At 74.7% G+C, this 16,296-nt stretch carries 15 protein-coding genes and 1 riboswitch; of the genes, 6 read left to right on the forward strand and 9 right to left on the reverse strand.

The annotated features are described in order from the left end of the window. The first annotated feature begins 86 nt into the window (after window positions 1–86). Window positions 87–389 (forward strand): hypothetical protein, encoded by a 303-nt coding sequence (locus ACN20G_RS27745; RefSeq protein WP_424215942.1) that lies wholly within the window; start codon window positions 87–89, stop codon window positions 387–389. A gap of 68 nt (window positions 390–457) precedes the next feature. Here ACN20G_RS27745 and ACN20G_RS27750 read toward each other — a convergent pair whose 3' ends face one another. Further along, window positions 458–1,342, reverse strand: a complete 885-nt coding sequence (locus tag ACN20G_RS27750; protein ID WP_424215943.1) for a hypothetical protein — start codon at window positions 1,340–1,342, stop codon at window positions 458–460. 211 nt (window positions 1,343–1,553) lie between these two features. Between ACN20G_RS27750 and ACN20G_RS27755 the strand changes: the two genes are divergently transcribed. Further along, entirely contained in the window at window positions 1,554–2,201 is a 648-nt protein-coding gene (locus tag ACN20G_RS27755) for a TetR/AcrR family transcriptional regulator (RefSeq protein ID WP_424215944.1), read from the forward strand. Window positions 2,202–2,234: 33 nt separating this feature from the next. Here the strand turns inward: ACN20G_RS27755 and ACN20G_RS27760 are convergent, their stop codons facing one another. Continuing rightward, window positions 2,235–3,449: a cytochrome P450 gene (locus ACN20G_RS27760; RefSeq protein WP_424215945.1), complete on the reverse strand. Its 1,215-nt coding sequence runs from the start codon at window positions 3,447–3,449 to the stop codon at window positions 2,235–2,237. A 621-nt stretch (window positions 3,450–4,070) separates the two neighbouring features. On the opposite strand from ACN20G_RS27760, the gene ACN20G_RS27765 reads away from it, so the two are divergent. After that, window positions 4,071–5,249, forward strand: coding sequence for a Cmx/CmrA family chloramphenicol efflux MFS transporter (locus ACN20G_RS27765; protein ID WP_424215946.1), 1,179 nt, complete (start codon window positions 4,071–4,073; stop codon window positions 5,247–5,249). A 109-nt stretch (window positions 5,250–5,358) separates the two neighbouring features. Here the strand turns inward: ACN20G_RS27765 and ACN20G_RS27770 are convergent, their stop codons facing one another. From ACN20G_RS27770 to ACN20G_RS27785, 4 genes are all read right to left on the reverse strand, one after another. Continuing rightward, complete coding sequence (locus ACN20G_RS27770) at window positions 5,359–6,117, reverse strand: transglycosylase family protein (RefSeq protein WP_424215947.1); 759 nt, start codon at window positions 6,115–6,117, stop codon at window positions 5,359–5,361. A gap of 3 nt (window positions 6,118–6,120) precedes the next feature. After that, a riboswitch (cyclic di-AMP (ydaO/yuaA leader) is annotated at window positions 6,121–6,296 on the reverse strand. A gap of 221 nt (window positions 6,297–6,517) precedes the next feature. After that, complete coding sequence (locus ACN20G_RS27775; protein WP_424215948.1) at window positions 6,518–7,312, reverse strand: metallophosphoesterase; 795 nt, start codon at window positions 7,310–7,312, stop codon at window positions 6,518–6,520. Between the two features lie 136 nt (window positions 7,313–7,448). Continuing rightward, complete coding sequence (locus ACN20G_RS27780) at window positions 7,449–8,741, reverse strand: MFS transporter (RefSeq protein WP_424215949.1); 1,293 nt, start codon at window positions 8,739–8,741, stop codon at window positions 7,449–7,451. 76 nt (window positions 8,742–8,817) lie between these two features. Next, window positions 8,818–9,459 (reverse strand): dihydrofolate reductase family protein, encoded by a 642-nt coding sequence (locus ACN20G_RS27785; RefSeq protein ID WP_424215950.1) that lies wholly within the window; start codon window positions 9,457–9,459, stop codon window positions 8,818–8,820. Window positions 9,460–9,905: 446 nt separating this feature from the next. Here ACN20G_RS27785 and ACN20G_RS27790 point away from each other — a divergent pair, with 446 nt between their 5' ends. Together ACN20G_RS27790 and ACN20G_RS27795 are read left to right on the forward strand one after the other, a co-directional pair. After that, window positions 9,906–10,556 carry a hypothetical protein gene (locus tag ACN20G_RS27790; RefSeq protein ID WP_424215951.1) on the forward strand — a complete coding sequence of 217 codons (651 nt, stop codon included), beginning with the start codon at window positions 9,906–9,908 and terminating at the stop codon, window positions 10,554–10,556. Between the two features lie 178 nt (window positions 10,557–10,734). After that, the gene (locus ACN20G_RS27795; protein WP_424215952.1) at window positions 10,735–10,878 is read left to right on the forward strand and encodes a hypothetical protein; all 144 of its coding nucleotides are present in this window, start codon (window positions 10,735–10,737) and stop codon (window positions 10,876–10,878) included. Window positions 10,879–10,966: 88 nt separating this feature from the next. On the opposite strand, the gene ACN20G_RS27800 is transcribed toward ACN20G_RS27795, so the two are convergent. After that, the gene (locus tag ACN20G_RS27800; RefSeq protein ID WP_424215953.1) at window positions 10,967–12,256 is read right to left on the reverse strand and encodes an ROK family transcriptional regulator; all 1,290 of its coding nucleotides are present in this window, start codon (window positions 12,254–12,256) and stop codon (window positions 10,967–10,969) included. Between the two features lie 290 nt (window positions 12,257–12,546). On the opposite strand from ACN20G_RS27800, the gene ACN20G_RS27805 reads away from it, so the two are divergent. Further along, a complete protein-coding gene (locus ACN20G_RS27805) occupies window positions 12,547–14,421 on the forward strand; it encodes an RICIN domain-containing protein (RefSeq protein ID WP_424215954.1) in 1,875 nt (624 codons plus the stop codon). Window positions 14,422–14,440: 19 nt separating this feature from the next. Here ACN20G_RS27805 and ACN20G_RS27810 read toward each other — a convergent pair whose 3' ends face one another. Both ACN20G_RS27810 and ACN20G_RS27815 read right to left on the reverse strand, forming a co-directional pair. Continuing rightward, on the reverse strand, window positions 14,441–15,055 hold the full coding sequence (locus tag ACN20G_RS27810) for an NUDIX hydrolase (protein ID WP_424215955.1): 615 nt from the start codon (window positions 15,053–15,055) through the stop codon (window positions 14,441–14,443). A 205-nt stretch (window positions 15,056–15,260) separates the two neighbouring features. Continuing rightward, entirely contained in the window at window positions 15,261–16,253 is a 993-nt protein-coding gene (locus tag ACN20G_RS27815) for an AraC family transcriptional regulator (protein WP_424215956.1), read from the reverse strand. Window positions 16,254–16,296 lie beyond the last annotated feature (43 nt).

The raw sequence follows: 16,296 nt of genomic DNA on the forward strand, positions 1-16,296 counted from the left end.
CACGCCCTGTCACGTTCCGTGACGGTCGACTACCTTTGGCGATGCGAGCGGTACGGAACGTGACGGAACAGGCAGGTGAACGACAGATGCGTGGCACAGGACGCGGGGCGCGGGCCCTCGGGGCGTGCGCGGTGGCGTTGCTCTCGGTGCTCTCGACACCGGGCAGCGCGCAGGCGGCGCACGGAGTGCTCAGGATCGACGGGGCGGCCCACCGGGATCCCTCAGGTTGTCTGCCCTTGGGGGACTTCGCGCCGTCCGAGGTGATCAACCTGACCGACACGCCGGCGCATGTGTGGTCCGGCCCCTTCTGCGACGGGCGGGTGACCGCCGTCGTGCTGCCGGGGCAGGCACTGAGACCCGCTCCGGGGATGAGCCTGTTCATCGAGTGAGGCGAACGCGGAGCGGGACGGCACCGGCAGCACGCCGGTACCGCCCCGCTTCACCGCCGATCGACGGGTCAGAAGGTGACCCACTTGTTCGCGTCGCCGTAGACGGTGGTGTTCAGGTCGGGGTCGGTGGCGGCGACGTTGCCGAAGACCGCGAGCCGCTCGGAGCGGATGAAGGGCTTGTCCGTCACCGGGGTGTGCACCTGGACCTGCGCGGACCAGGGGACGTTCTTGCCGGGCACGCAGTCCACTTCGGTGCGGAATCCGCCCTGGACGAACAGCGGCTGCTCCTGGGAGGCCGATCCGAAGACCCGGACGCGCGCCGGCTTGGTGCAGGTGACCTTGCCGCTGATGGTGGCCTTGCCCTTGGTGAGCTTCCCGGCGGCCTTGATCGTCATGCCGACGGTCATCGGCTTGGGCGGGACGGTGCCGTCCGCCATCAGGTAGCCGCGCAGCGGGCCGCGGTCCTCGCACTTCTGGTTGTAGTCGATCCGGAGCTTCTCGACCGCCCCGTTCTCGCCGAAGACCAGTTCCGTGATGCCGAACCCGCCGGTGAGGGTGGCGCAGCCGCCGAAGGGGCCGTTGGCGAACAGGGTGGGCACGTCCGACGGGGTGCCGGGCGTGCTCGGGGTGCGGACGGCGTCGCCGTAATTGCCGACCGCGAGTTGCTGCCCGGTCGGGGCCGCGATGTCGAAGGTCCAGGGGGCGCCCCCGGGCCGGGTGACGACGGCGTGCAGGGAGTTGCGGTCGGCCGAGGCGGTGACGTCGATGGTGTCGCCCAGCTTCGGGTTGTACCAGGCGGCCTGGTCTTCGAACCCGTCGCCCTGGTCGCCGGACCAGTTGAACTCGCCCTGCGGCACCGGCGCGGCCTGGGCCGTCCCCGCGCCCGCGAGGGCTCCGGTGAAGGGCAGCGCCAGCGCGGCCAGGACGACGGCGGTGCGTCGGAACGCGGACATGCGAAAGCTCACGTTGTGTCCCCCCGTGAAGATCGTCAGTGATCGCCGCGAGTCTGCCAAACACGGACGGACGGGGCAACTGTTCTGTCACATGGGGTTGTTGGGGTGTGCCGCCGTCCCGCATCCGGTCCGGCGAGCGGCCGGCCCGCCGAGGGGGCTACGGTGGTGGGGGGCCGGGGGTGCGGGGGTTTCGCGTGGTGGGCGCCGGCCGGTGACGGGCGAGGAGTGGGCTGGGGTGGAGCGGGTGGGCGGGGAGAACGGCAGGCCCTTGCGGGCCGATGCCGCGCGGAACGCGGCGCGGATCGTGGCGGCGGCGCGCGTGGTCTACGCCGAGCAGGGGCCGGAGGCGCCCCTGGACGAGGTGGCCCGGGTGGCGGGGGTCGGCATCGCCACGCTGTTCCGGCGCTTCCCGGACAAGGGCGCGCTGTTGCGGGCCGTGTTGGACCGGCGGTTCCAGGACGACGTGCTGCCCGCCGCCGAGCGGGCCCTGCGGGACGAGGATCCGCGACGCGGCCTGATCCTCGTCCTCGAGGCGGCGGTGGCGGCGGTGGCCCGGGACCATCACGTGCTGATCGCGGCCCGGGACGCGGGGGTGCTGTCCTCCTCGACCGGCGACCCGTTCTTCGCCGTGCTGGAACGGGTCGCCGAACGCGGGCGGGCCGCCGGGGTGCTCCGGGAGGATCTCGTGGCCGAGGACCTGCGGCGGATCACGGTGATGCTGATCGGCGTGCTGTGGACGGTGCGGCCGGGGTCGGACGGGTGGCGGCGGTACGTGGCGCTGGTGGTCGACGGACTCGCGCCGGCCGCCGCCCACCCCCTGCCCGTGCCCGCGCCCCCCTTGCACCACCGCGAGGGCTGACCAGGCCGCGCCGTCACCTCACCTCACCTCACCTCACCACAGCACCGGGACCTCGGTGAGGCCGCCGGTGAGTCGACGCGGGTGTTCGGCCAGGCTGTGCGGGTCGACGGCGAGGCGCAGGCCGGGCAGTCGGGTGAACAGGCGGGTCAGCGCGATGCGCATCTCGGTGCGGGCCAGGGCGTTGCCGACGCAGTAGTGGCCGCCGTGCCCGAAGGCCAGGTGCGGGTTGGGGGCGCGGTCGGTGCGGAAGGCGTTGGGTTCCTCGAACGCGGCGCCGTCCCGGTTGGCGGCGTTGATCGAGATGAGGAGCGCGTCGCCGCGTCGCACGGTGACCGGGCCGAGCGTGACGTCCTCGCGGGCGTAGCGGACCAGGCCGAGACCGCCGGGCGCGGCCATCCGCAGCACCTCCTCCACCACGGCCGGGGCGTTGCCGGCGGGGTCGGCGGCGAAGTGGTCGCGGCGCGCGGGGTCGCTGAGCAGGAACAGCACGCCGAAGTCGATGCGGGTGGACGTGGTCTCGTGGCCGGCGAAGAGCAGACCGGCCGCGAGCTGGGTCATGTCGTGCTCGGTGAAGGTGGGGTCCTCGGCCTGCACGGCGACGATGTCGGTGACCACGTCGTGCCCGGGGTGGGTGCGCTTGTGTTCGGCGAGGCGGCCCATGTACGCCTGGAAGTCGGCCATCGCGGAGCGCGCGTCCTGCGCCCCGTCGAGGATGCCGATGCGGTCGGACCAGGAGCGGAAGAGGTCGCGGTCGGACTCGGGGACGCCGAGGAGTTCGCAGATGACCCGGACGGGCAGCGGGAAGGACAGGTTCTCGTGGAGGTCGACGGGGGCGTCCGGGGAGGCGGCGCGGGCGGCTTCGAGGTCGTCGAGGCATTCGTCGGCGAGCTGTTCCACGCGGGCGCTGAGGCGGCGCATGCGCGGTACGGAGAAGGCCGGGGTGAGAACCCTGCGCATGCGGGTGTGGTCGCGTTCCTCGGCGTCGAACTCGCCGGTGGGCCCGGCGGAGATCGCGGCCTCGGAGATCCGGGAGGCGTGTTCGGGTTCGGGGTGCGAGCGGCCGAAGCGGCGGTCGCCGAGGAGGGCGCGCGCCTCCTCGTAGCCGGTGACGAGCCAGGCCGGGTCGCCGGCGGGGGTGATCACCGGGGAGACCGGGCCCTGGGCGCGCAGCACGTCGAACAGGGGTGGCAGGTCGAGTGCGTTGGGACGGTCGAACGGCATGCGGGGGGTGGACGCGGGAGCGGTCATCGCTTCTCCTCGCCGAGCGTGCGCGGATGGGAGGGGGGTGGAACGGGCGCCGGGCGGCGGGTCCGTGCCGGGCCGACGCCGCTCGGGGTCGGGCGGGTGGGCTCGAACGGGGCGTGCCGCACAGCGGGTCGGCAACAACTGATACTCGACTATCTCTTGTGCGGAACGTAACACCGCCGGCACGAAGCGCCGAACTCCACGGGTCGGATTCCGGCCGGCCCGGTGGCGCGGATCCCACGGTCGCGCCCGAGGCCCCGCCCCCACCGCACCGACACTCCCGACCCGGCCACACAGCCGCGGCCCCGCGGCACACACCGACCACGGGCCCCCACACCCCCACCGCCCGATCGACCGAAACCGATCCGCCCCCACCCCGCCGGCGCGCCCGCAACCGGGAATCGCGGGTGCCCGCAGCGGCGTCGGTCGGGTAGCGTGCGGGGCATGTCGAGTCCTGAGTCAGACACGGTGGGGGCTTTCGGTCACGCCGTCAGCCCCCTGGACCACTGAGTTCGCAGTCCTGCCGTCCCGCCGCGTCACGCGGCCGGACGCGTGCGCCCCGGGGCCGACCGCGGTGACGAGATGGAACCTCTCGTACTTCTCCTCACCTCGGAGTCATTCGACATGCCTCTCCCGCTGTATCTGCTCGCCGTGGCGGTCTTCGCCATGGGCACCTCGGAATTCATGCTCGCCGGCCTCGTGCCGGACATCGCCTCGGACCTCGACGTGACGGTCGGGAGCGCGGGCACGCTCACCTCGGCGTTCGCGATCGGCATGGTCGTCGGCGCCCCGCTCGTGGCCGCTCTCGCCCGCGACCGGTCCGGCCGGTCCGGCCTGCTCGGGTTCGTCCTCGTGTTCCTGGTGGCCCACGTCGTGGGCGCGACCACCTCGAACTTCCCGGTCCTGATGGTGACGCGGGGGGTCGCGGCACTGGCGTACGCCGGGTTCCTCGCCGTGGCGCTGACCGCCGCCACCGCGCTGGTGCCGCCCGACAAGAAGGGACGGGCCCTCGCCGTACTGTTGTCGGGCACCACGGTGGCCACGGTCGTGGGTGTCCCGGGCGGGGCGGTGCTCGGCTCGGTGCTCGGCTGGCGGGCCGTCTTCTGGGCCGTCGCCGCACTGTGCCTGCCCGCGGCCTTCGGCATCGTCAGGGGCTTCCCGGCACGGGGTGTGCGGGAGGGCGCCGCCGAGCGGCCGGGCCTGGGATCGGAACTCGCGCAGCTCCGGCGGCCCCGGCTGCTCCTGGTCATGGTGCTCGGCGCCGTGGTGAACGCGGCGACCTTCGCCGGCCTCACCTTCCTCGCGCCCGTCGTGACCGAGACCGCCGGACTGGACGAGTTGTGGATCTCCGTCGCCCTGGTGCTCTTCGGCATCGGTTCCTTCGCCGGGGTGACCCTCGCCGGCCGGCTCTCCGACCGACACCCGGGTACGGTCATCGCGGTCTGCGGCCCCCTGTCGCTCGTCGGCTGGCCGGCCCTGGCCGGCCTGGCCCACGAGCCGCTGGCGCTGCTCGCCCTCGTGTTCGTCCAGGGGGCGCTGTCGTTCGCGCTGGGCGGCACGCTGATCACGCGGGTTCTCCACGAGGCGACGGCCGCACCCACCATGGCCGGCGCCTACGCGACCGCCGCGCTCAACGCCGGCGCCGCCCTCGGCCCCCTGCTCGCCGCGACGACCCTCGGCGGCGCGGCCGGGAACCTCGGCCCGCTCTGGATGAGCGGATTCCTCGTCACGGTCGCGCTGCTCGTCGCGTTGCCCGCGCGCGGGGTGATCGCGGCCGGTCGCGGAGGCGAGTCCGTCCGCTGACGCGCCGACGGCTCCGGGGTACGCGTGTGCCCCGGAACGGTCGGGACCGGTCCGGGGCACACGCGGGCGGGTGTCCCGGTCCGCGGGGGACCGGGACACCCGGGGGCCGTCAGCCGAGGTTCAGTTTCTGGCCGGGGAAGATGAGGTCGGCGTCCTTGACGACGTCCTTGTTCTCCTCGAAGAGGCTCTGCCAGCCGCCCTTGACCCCGTGGGCCACGGCGATGGTGTTCAGCGTGTCGCCCTCCTTCACCGTGTAGGTGTCGGAGGAGTCCGAGCGCTTGGTGGTGGTGGGCGCCGGGGTGTCCTCGGCGGCGGAGCGCTGCGGGCGGGTGGTCGGGGCCTCGGCCTCCGACTCGGACTTCTTCGCCGAGCGGGAGGAACGGGACTCGCCCGAGGACTCGGACTTCTTCTTCGAGGAGGTCGACTTCTCGGAGGAGCCGGAGCCCTCCGAGGAACCGCCGGAGCCCGAGCCGGAGGAGCCGGAGCCGCCGCTGGAGGCGCTCGACAGGCCGACGCCGCAGTGCGGCCAAGCGCCCTTGCCCTGGCCCTTGAGGACCTTCTCGGCGATCGCTATCTGCTGGGACTTCGACGCCAGGTGGGCGTTGGAGGCGTAGGCGGTACCGCCGAACGCGGCCCAGGTGGACGGCGTGAACTGGAGGCCGCCGTAGAAACCGTTGCCGGTGTTGATGGACCAGTTGCCGCCGGACTCGCACTGCGCGACCGCGTCCCACTCGGAGTTCGTGGCGGCGCTCGCCGTGCCGGCCGTCATGAGCGGCGCGGCGACGGCGACACCGGCGACGCCCGCGAGGGCGACGACCCGGGTGGCCTTGGACATCTTGCGGTGCTTGCCCTTGCCGGAGATCAGCATGGAACTTCTCCTCACCGACGCCTGCGAGGTGAGCTGTCGGGCTCGGGCGGATGAGTTGCCCGGTCGCGTCGTGACGCGACTTCACCCCGAGCCGGTCGCCCGTCCGGTGAAGCACCCGGGTCGGTCGACCGGCGAAAGACCTGTGGGTCCCCCGCTCCTGCCTTCGGCGCTTGCGCGACGATTCCCTCCGTCCGTCGGCAGGACTCGGCGAACCGGTCGGAGGGGCCCGCGGTGGCGAGCGGCTCTGAACGTATGCGGAGCGGGCCCGGGGCCCCAAACGGCGCACGGGGCCTCAGCGTGTACCCACTTGACCGCCCTGACCTGACGTCACCGCAGGTCAGGGCGGTGGGCGTCGAGTTGCGCCGGGTCCGACACCCGCGAGTCCGACGAGACACATGTCTCATTCGCGCCCGGTGGCGGAACCGGGCCCGGGCGGCGGGAGGGGCACGGGGCGGAAGTGCGTGGTGAGTCGGCCGTCCTCGTCGACGACGTGGAAGGCGACGGCCGGCGGCAGGTGCTCGTGCAGGTGGTGGTCGGGGTCGCGGGCCGGCTCCCAGGGCAGGCGGATCGTGCTCGCCACCCCGGGCGCGACCAGTACGGGGCGACCGGCGAAGGTGGTGGCGGCGGCCGTGTGCGCGTGCCCCACGAGGAAGGCCAGCAGGTGCGGGTGACGGTCGGCGACCTCGGCGAGACCCTCGACCTCGGTGAGCCGGATCCCGTCCACGTACGGGGTGTGCAGGGGCACGGGCGGGTGGTGAAAGGCGACGAGCACCGGTATGTCCCGAGATGTCCCGCTCAGGGTGCGGTCCAGCAACTCCAGGCTGCCCGGGGCCAGGAGCCCGTGGTGGGCGCCGGGCACGGAGGAGTCCAGGGCCACCAGCACGAACCCGTTCCCGCGCAGGACCTGGTCCACGGGGGCGAGGGAGGCCGCCTCCGCCCGCAGGTGCACGCGCAGGGCGCGCCGCTCGTCGTGGTTGCCGGGCAGGGCGACCACGGGGTGTCGCGAGGTCAGGGCGGCCCGCGCCTGCCCGTATTCGGCCGGGGTCCCGTGGTCGGCGAGGTCCCCGGAGACCAGCACCGCGTCGAGGTCGACGCTCAGGCCCTCCAGGTACTCCATGACGGCGCGGGTCCGGGCGAGGGCCGCGGGGCTCCCGTCGAGGTGGATGTCGCTGAGGTGGGCGATGACGACGGGCACGAACGGGCCTCTCACGGATGGGTGCCGGACACCCGTCCGGCACCGTGCCCGGCGCCGGGTGACCGGCGGGTTCGGTCGACTTGTCGATCATCGTCCGTCCGTGCCCGGCTTTCAAGCCCCGCCCCCTGACCGCGGGTCACGCGGACGCGGACCCGGGCCCGCTCGTCTCCTCCTCCGCGCCGCGCGCGGCCGGTGCCGGTTCCCCGTCCTCCTCCGCGCCGCCCCGGGCCACCGTTCGCGTCCCCTGTTCCGGGGCCCGGCCGGCCGTCCTCGGCAGTCCGCCGGCGGCGGCCGCGAGGGCGAGGGCCGCGCCCATGAGGAGCACCGCGCCCAGACCGGTGGCGTCCGCGATCAGGCCGCCGATGAGGGCGCCGGCGGCGATCGCCGCGTTGAACACGCCCACGTACACCGCCGAGACGGTCTCCCGGTCGGCGTCCCGGCCCGCTTCGGCCATCCAGTTCTGGGTGGTGACGGACACCCCGCCGTAGGCCAGTCCCCAGACTCCGATCAGGATCCCGGCGGACAGCGGGGTGCCGCCGAGCCACGGCAGCAGCGCGACGCCGGCGGCGATGACCACGCCGATGACCGCGAGGGTGCGACGCGGGGAGCGGGCCCCCACCGTCCCGGAGAGGAAGTTGCCGGTGACCCCGGCCAGGCCGTAGAGCAACAGCAGGGCCCCGACCGCGGCCGCCGACGCTCCCGCGATCTCCTCCAGGGCGGGGCGGACGTAGGTGTAGGCGGCGAAATGGCCGGTGACCAGGAGGGCGATGGCCAGCAGCCGGATCCGTATCCGGGGGTCGCGCACCACCGGTCCCATCGCGGCCGCCCGCACCCCGTTGGCCGCCGGCAGCGCCGGCAGCAGCACGAGGAGCGCGCCCGCGACCAGCAGGGCCAGCGCCCCCGCGGCCAGGAACGGGGCCCGCCAGCCGAACGCCTCCGCGAGGTAGGTGGCACTCGGGACCCCCAGCACCGAGGCCACCGCGACCCCGCCGAAGATCACGGAGTTCGCGGCGGCGACGCGGGGCGCGGGCACCAGGCGGCCGGCGAGTCCGGAGGCCGCGACGGCCCAGACCCCGCCCATGCCCAGGCCCACGAGCACCCGTCCGATCATGAGCACGCCGACGCCCGGGGCGAGGCCGGCGACCAGGTTGCCGGCCCCGACCAGGGCGGTGAGCAGGGCCAGCACCACCCGCCGGTCGGTGCGTCCGAAGAGGGCGGTGACGGGCACGGCGGTGACGGCGGCGACCACGCCGGTGGCGGTGAGGGCGAGGCCGGCGGTGCCCGGTGAGGTGTCCAGGGCCCGGCCCATCGGCGTGAGCAGGCCGACGGGCAGGAGTTCGGAGGTGACGACGGTGAAGGTGGCCCCCGCGATCGCCGCGACGCCGGGCCAGGCCGTCGCGCCCTTCTCGATCTTCTCGTGTGGTTCCATGCCCGTCAGCCAACCCCCGTCCGGCGGCGGGCACAAGGAGTGATCCACAGGACGGGACGGCGGCGACGCGGGTGGGTCAGGAGCTGAGACCGCGTTCGGGGGCGCTCATGTCGCCCGTGCCCGGGATGCCGTCGGCGAGTCCGTAGCGCAGGAACACGGTGCCGTTCGGGCCGGCGGCCGGGGGCGAGAGGAGGTTCAGGTTGGCGGGGACGGTGCCCGTGTCGAAGACCTTCTTGCCGACGCCGAGGACGATCGGGTGCAGCCACAGGTCGATCCGGTCGTACAGCCGCTCGCGCAACAGGGTGCGCACGAGGTCCAGGCTGCCGACCACCTTGACGTTCTCGTGCCGCTCCCGGACCTCGCGGACCGCGCGCGGCAGGTCGGGGCCCAGGTGCGTGCTGCCCGCCCAGGACAGATCGGGGGTGCCCCGGGAGGCCACGTACTTGGGGACGCGGTTGAACAGCTCGGCGATCGTCCCGTCCTCGCCGTCGCTCTTCTGGTGCGGCCAGTACGCGGCGAAGATGTCGTAGGTGCGGCGGCCGAGGAGGAGGGCGTCCGTGCCCTCGTAGGCGGCGAGGATCTGGGCGTGGGAGACCTCGTCGAACAGGGGGGCCTGCCAGCCGCCGTAAGGGAAGCCGTCGGGGTCCTCGTCGGGGCCGCCGGGGGCCTGGCCGACGAGGTCGAGGGTCGCGAACAGTTCGAGGTCGATGAGGCCCATGGTGTGCTCCCGGAGAAGAGTGGGTCGGTCTGTGGTCGTCTGTACGTCTGTCGTTGTAGGGGTGACTCCCGGACGCGGAGGAACTCATCGGTGCGGGCCGATCCCGTCGCCGCCGGTGCCTCGCGGGGCGCCGGACGCGGGGCGCCGGGAGGGACGGGGGCGGGACGGGGGTCGGCGGCCGGGCGGGCGGGGGCCGCCGTGGTCATCGTGACGCGGACCGGTGCCCGTCGCTCCGCGCACGGGGCCGTTCGTCGGCGTGTCGGCCCCCTCCCGCGCACGGCCCGGTCCGATCGGGGGCGACGCGTGGTCCCCGATGCCCGGCTGCCTACGATGGGCGCCGTGAACGACTCCCCCGTGTGCCCCGCGCTCGACGGCGCGACGATCGGGCCTGTCCCCTTCCTCTCGTTCCTCGCGCTCCGGCGCGCACGCGGGCACGGGCGGGTGGCGTGAGCTTCGCCGTCCACGCGCGCCGGGTCCGCGACGAGAGCCTGCCGGCCGCCCGCCGGGGATCCGCCCTGAGCAGCGCCATCGTGCTGTACCGGCCCTTCGGGTTCACCTGGACCCACCGGACGCTGAGCCGGTTCGGGGATCTGCGGCGGGACCCTGGCGCCATGCTCAGGGCCCTGGAGGTCCTGGAACGCGGCCGGAACGCCCGCACCGCCGAGCGGGAGGCGTTCGCGCGCCGCCGGTACGTCGAGAAGCACGCCGAGCACCGCCGCACCCCCCGCGCCGCCGACCGGGCCCGCGCGGACGCGCCCCGTTGGGCGGGCCCGGACCTGCACCGGGAACACCGCGCGCTGGTGGTGCTGCTGTCCTGCCGGCCCGCGACCCCCGCCGAGGAGGCCGCCGTCGCGGGGCTGCGGGACTGGGAACGGGCCGTCGGCCCCCATGTCGACGCGTACCTCGCGACGGACGGCGCGGATCCCGAACCGGCGCGGGCCCTGGGCGGGCTGCTGCCCGAGCTGTCCGCGTTCGCCGACCGCGTCCGGGCCCCCGGGGAACGCGCGAGCCGCCTCACCGGCCGGCCCGACCGGCTGCGCATGACGGCCGCACTGGTCCACTGGGACCGGTCACCGGAACACCCGACCCCCTGGTGACCGACGCGCCGAGCTGCCGCTGTCACGCATGGGACACCACGCCGGCGGCGGCCCCCACGACCACCCGCGGCTGCCCCTGCACCCCGGGGTCGATCTCCCGAACTCCGGTGCGGCGCGCGACACATGGGCGGGGCCGCACCGGGTACACGGGCGGTGACGGCCCGAAGGAGGAGGCAGCATGTCCCTGTTGAGTCGAGTCCAGCGCTTCGTTCGCAGCCCGCGTGGGCAGCGGACCATCACCTCCGCCCGGCGCGCGGCGGCCGATCCCCGCCAACGCGCCCGCATCTCCCGCCTGTTGTCCCGCCTGCGCACGCGCCGCTGACCCCGCCCGGGCCGACCGGCCGGGACCGTGCGGGCGGAAAGCGCACCCGCACGGTCCCCGAGCGAACCCGCCTTCCGTGTCGGCCACGTCACCCCGAGCCGGTCGCCCCGGGCCGGGAAGGTGTACGCAGCGAGGTCGGGTCGTCGAGCACCCGGGCGAGCGCGAGGTCCCCGCCACCGCGCGCGGCCGCCGTGAACCCCAGGGTCGAGAGCCGGATCTCGCAGCCCGCCGCGTCCGGGGCGACGATCCCCGCGCGGGCCACCTCTCGGACCCGCTCCAGCATCAGGTCTCCGATGTCGGCGAACCACCCGCCCAGGACCACCAGCGCCGGGTCGAGCACCCCGGCCAGCACGGCGATGCCCCGCCCCAGATCGTCGGCCACCTCCGCCAGGACCGCGAGGACCTCAGGGTCCCCGGCCTCGGCCCGGCGACGCGTCTCGGCCAGGCGCAGGGCCGGTTCGGCCCCGGGATCGGTCAGGCGCAGCACAGCGTCCAGTCCGACGGCCCGCTCCCAACAGCCCGTGCGCCCGCAGACGCAGGGCCGGCCGCGCGGGTCCAGCGGCAGATGCCCGACCTCCCCCGCGAAGCCGCCCGCGCCGTGCAGCAGCCGGCCGCCGCTGACGATGCCGGCGCCCACGCCCCGTTCGCCGGTCAGGGACACCATGTCGTGCACCCCCTCCTCCCGGACCAGCGCGTACTCGGCGAGCGCGGTGAGTTTCGCGTCGTTCTCGACCACCGGGTCGGGGAGCGCGTCGGGGGCGAGGTCGGCGAGCCGGGCGCGCAGGCCGGCGGCCACGGGGACCTCGCGCCAACCCAGCGCGGGGGCGTAGCGCGCCACGCCGCGTCCGGTGTCGACGATGCCGGGAACGGCCACGACCAGCCCGACGGGCCGCACCCCGTGCCGTTCGAGTGCGTCGAGGGCCTCCCGGAGGGTGTCGGCCGCCAGGTCCAGGGCCGCCCCCGGGCCGCTCGTCGCGAGGGGGGCGGGCCGGCGCACGTCGACGGGCGTGTCGCCGGTCGGGGTACGGGCGAGCAGGCGCACCCAGCCGGTGCCGATCTCCAGTCCGAGGCCGCACAGGTGCCGGCCGTCGAGGTGCAGGAGGGTGCCCGGGCGCCCCACGCCGGCCTCCCGTCGTGCCTCGCCCTCGGCGACCAGGCCGAGGGCGACGAGTTCGGCGACCAGGCCGGTGATCGTGGGTTTGGGCAGTCGGGTGTCGGCGGCGAGGCCGGCGCGGGTGCGCGGGCCCCGGTCGCGCAGGGCGCGCAGCACGAGTCCCAGGTCGGTGCGGCGACCGGCGCCGCGCCCCCGGACGGGCCCGTCCGGGAGGTCGCCGGGGGGACAGGGTCGGGGTCGGGGTGGGCGGGATCGCTCGGTCAAGGGTCCTCCGATCGGTCGGCAAGCGGGCGGACGGGCGGATGCGCGGGGCGCGACGGCGGTCGATGACGAGGCGGTGAACAGGGCCGAAGGCGCGACACCTTGACACTCCGTCATTTGTTCGGATTACATTCAAACCAATTCGCCGGCCGCTGGGAACCCCGACTCCCCCACGCCCACCCCGCCCCCGTCGGCCGCCGTCCCCGAACGACCGCACGACCGCACGTGCCCCCGTCCGCTCCCCCACCCCCCGCCCGGGCCCCCACCGGTGTCCGGGACCGGAAGGAGTGACCGTGTCCGTGTCCGTCCGCCCCACCGGTGCCCGAAGGCGCCCCGCACGGCTGCGCGCCGCCGTGCTCCTCGGGGCCTGCGCCGCCCTGTCGGCCTCGCTGCTGACCTCCCCCTCGGCCGCCGGCCCCGCCCCGAGCCCGGCCCCCAGCTCCGCCTCCGCCGTCGCGGATCCGACGATCACCGTCTCCATCGGCGCCAAGGGCCCCTGGAACGACCCCGACGACACCCCGGCCCACCCCTTCGTCGACACCGACGGCACCTTCCGCTACCAGTCCGCGCACGCCCTCTACGGGGCCGCCGACGACCGCGCCTGGGTCTTCCGCAAGGGCCGCGACTTCGACTCCGCGACCCCCGACAAGGCCCTGGAGAACGCCGCCGACCCGAACAACCCGCAGGACCGCAACGACGACACCACCTGGCGCTGCGACAACAGCCCCACCGGCCGCGAGGCCACCCCGGCCCCCGGCTCCGGCTACTCCCAGCGCAACTACTGCGACCTGATGGGCGTCTGGGTGGACCCGGACACCGGGGACTGGTACGGGCTGGTCCACAACGAGTTCACCCCGCGTCCCTTCGGCGACGGCCTGCACTACGACGCGATCGACTACGCCGTCTCCCGCGACAAGGGCCGCACCTGGAGCATCCGGGACCACGTGCTGACCTCGCCCTACCCGACCGTGCGCGGGGACACCGGCACCTTCCCGAACCAGACGTACCACTACGGCAACGGCGACCCGCGGCTCTTCGTGGACTCCGCGTCCGGGTACTTCTACGTGTTCTACAACTCGCGGATCATCCCCAAGGGCGGGGTCTCCGGCGGCTGGACGGACGGCAGCCGGGCGCACGTGGCGCGCGCTCCGATGTCGGGCAAGATGGCGCCCGGCTCGTGGCGCAAGTGGTACGACGGGGCCTGGTCACAACCGGGCACGGGCGGCCTGGAGAGCAACATGGTGCCGGTGGACGCGGCGCACCCGCTGGGCTACACGCCCCCGTCCGCCGACTACCTGCCGTCCCGCACCGGCACGGTGAAGCAGCAGCAGGACGCGGGTGTCCTGCCCGCCAAGTCGGACCTGCTGGTGATGAACATCGCCTGGGACGCGCACCTGGGCCTGTACGTGGGCCAGCCGGAATCGGTGCGGCAGGACGGCAGCGAACCGCAGCGGTTCTACGCGACCGACAACCTGGCCACCCAGAAATGGCGGCTGATCGGCGACTCGGGCGCCTACCGGTCCGCGTCCTGGTACCGGTGGACGCTGGACCCCGTGAGCCGGACCGGCGGGTCGATCGTGGGCAGGTCCTTCCGCTCGTACTGCTCCTTCTTCTGCTCCGACGGAGCGGACGGCGAGTACTACGACACGGTCCTCGACACCACCGCCCCGGCGGCCCCGGTGGTCTCGGGCCGCACCCACACCATCGGGGCCGGCGGCCGGCTGCTGGCGCAGACAGCCGGGAAGTCCGCGGTCGGCTCGACGACGGGAGCGGGCGGATCGGCCCTGGCCCGCTGGACGTTCCGGGCCAACGGTGACGGCTCGTACCGGATCGTGAACGCGTCCTCCGGCGCCCTGCTCGGCGTGGACGCCACGCGGAACGCGGGGCGGGCGTGGGGCGCGAAGCCGACGGCGACCCCGGCGCCGGCCTCCGGTCCGACGGTCGGGCAACAGTGGTGGGTGATCCCGACCACGGGCGCCGACGGGCGGGCCACGGGCGCGTTCCGGCTGGTCAACCGCTACAGCGGGCTGACGTTGGCGGTGTCGGGCGCGAGCGGCCGGACCGCCGAGACCGCGCCGGTGCGGGGCTGGACGGACGTGTCCGGGGACCCGGACGGCGCGGGCCGGACGGCGGCCGAGCAGACCCTGTCCGTCACCCCCGTCCCCTGACGGCGCACCTTCCCGACACTCACCCCGGGGGACCCTGGTCCACGCGCTCCCCGGGGTGCTGGAAGTGGACGGCGAAGGTGTCGCCGGCGAGCCAGGCGGTCAGACCGGCCCGGCAGTAGGCCACCATCGGTTCGGGCCACCGGTCGGGCCCGAACCAGCCCATGCCGTCGCACCGGTCGGGTTCGGTGATCTCGGGCCGGCCCTGCCATGCCTCGGCCTCGAAGAAGACACCGATCCGCGCGGAGCCCTTGGGCGCCCGGTGGTGCACGGTCACGGCGGCCCGCAGCCCCGCCCGCGCGAGCCGTACCCCGGTCTCCTCGCGGGCCTCGCGGATCGCCGCGCGCACGACGTCCTCGTGCGGCCCGTCGAGGTGGCCGGAGGGCAGGTGCCACATGCCCGAGGCGTAGACCGGGCCGGCCCGCCGAGTCAGCAACACCTCGGGCCCGGCGGGCCCTTCGCGCCGCAGGATCACGTGCACGTCGACGGGCACGGCGTACCGCCCGGCCCCGGGGCCGGGCCCCGCCGAGCGCGCGCTCCCGCTCTCGCTCTCGATGGCGATCTCCTCACGGACGGACGGGACGGACGGGACGGACGGAATGGGCGGCCGGACGAACGCCGCGAGCGTACGCGACACCGCCCGCCCCCACACGGCTTCCTCGCGACCCGGCCCGAAACCTCACGGATCCGCTCGCCGGCGGGTGGTGTGGCCACCGTGGAGGAAGAGGTTTCGACCGTTGTTGGCCCACCTGCCGGTACACGCTGCGGCGGCGCGCCACCCCACCCGCGGCCTGCGCCGGGCCACCGGCCTCACCCACAGCCCGGCAACCCCGTGGCCCGCGTCAGTCGTCGAGGACCACCGTGCGCGGCGGGTGCGCGGGCCGCGCCGGCGCGGCGGACGGCGCCCCCTCCCGGTGTTCGCTGGGGCTGATGCCGCGCACGCGTTTGAACGCGGTGCTGAGCGCGAACGGGGTGCCGTACCCGACACGGCGGGCGACCCCCGCCACCGTCGCCTCCGGCTCCCGCAACAGATCCGCGGCCAGGGTCAGCCGCCAGGACGCGAGGTACGCCATCGGCGGCTCCCCCACCAGATCCGTGAACCGGCGCGCGAGGGAGGAGCGCGACACCCCCACCTCACGGGCCAGCGCCACCACCGTCCACGGCGCGGCCGGCCGCTCGTGCAGAAGCCGCAGCGCGGGCCCGACCACGGCATCGGAACGAGCCTGGTGCCACCCCGGTACACCGGCCCGCGCCTCGGCCAGCCACTCGCGCACCACGCTCACGAACAACAGGTCCAACAGCCGGTCCAGCACCAGCTCCTGGCCGATCTCGTCGCGCACGATCTCCCGCGCCAGCAACCCGAGCAGCGGGCTCGGATCGACGCCGGCCCGCCGGACCAGCACGGTCGGCAGAGTGGCGAGCAGCCGGCCGCCGACCTCCCCCGGCTGCTGGTACGTCCCGCTCAACATGACGTGCGAACCCTCACCGGCCGGCCCGCCCCAACTGCGCACCCCCGCGCACAGCGTGTCGGTGAGGTCCGTGCCGTCCTCCGTGCCGCACCGCTGGTCGGGACCCACGGTGATCGGATTCGGGGTGTCCGGGTCGTCGCCGATGGAGTACGCGTCCGGGCCCCGCAACACGGCCAGGTCTCCGGGCCTCAACAGGACCGACTCGGCCCGGTCGGGCACGATCCACGCCTCGCCCCGGACCATCGTGACCAGGGAGACCGGGGCCCGGTCCTCCACCCGCAGGGACCAGGGCGGATCGAAGACCGACTTCAGGAGGAAGGCACCCCGCGCCTTGGGGCCTTCGAGCAGTCCGGCGAGCGCGTCCATGGCGTGAACCTCTCCGTGCGGTGGGGGGAAAATCGGCGAGCGA

Origin of the sequence: Streptomyces dryopteridis (genome assembly GCF_049606955.1) — a bacterium.
Taxonomy (GTDB): Bacteria; Actinomycetota; Actinomycetes; order Streptomycetales; family Streptomycetaceae; genus Streptomyces.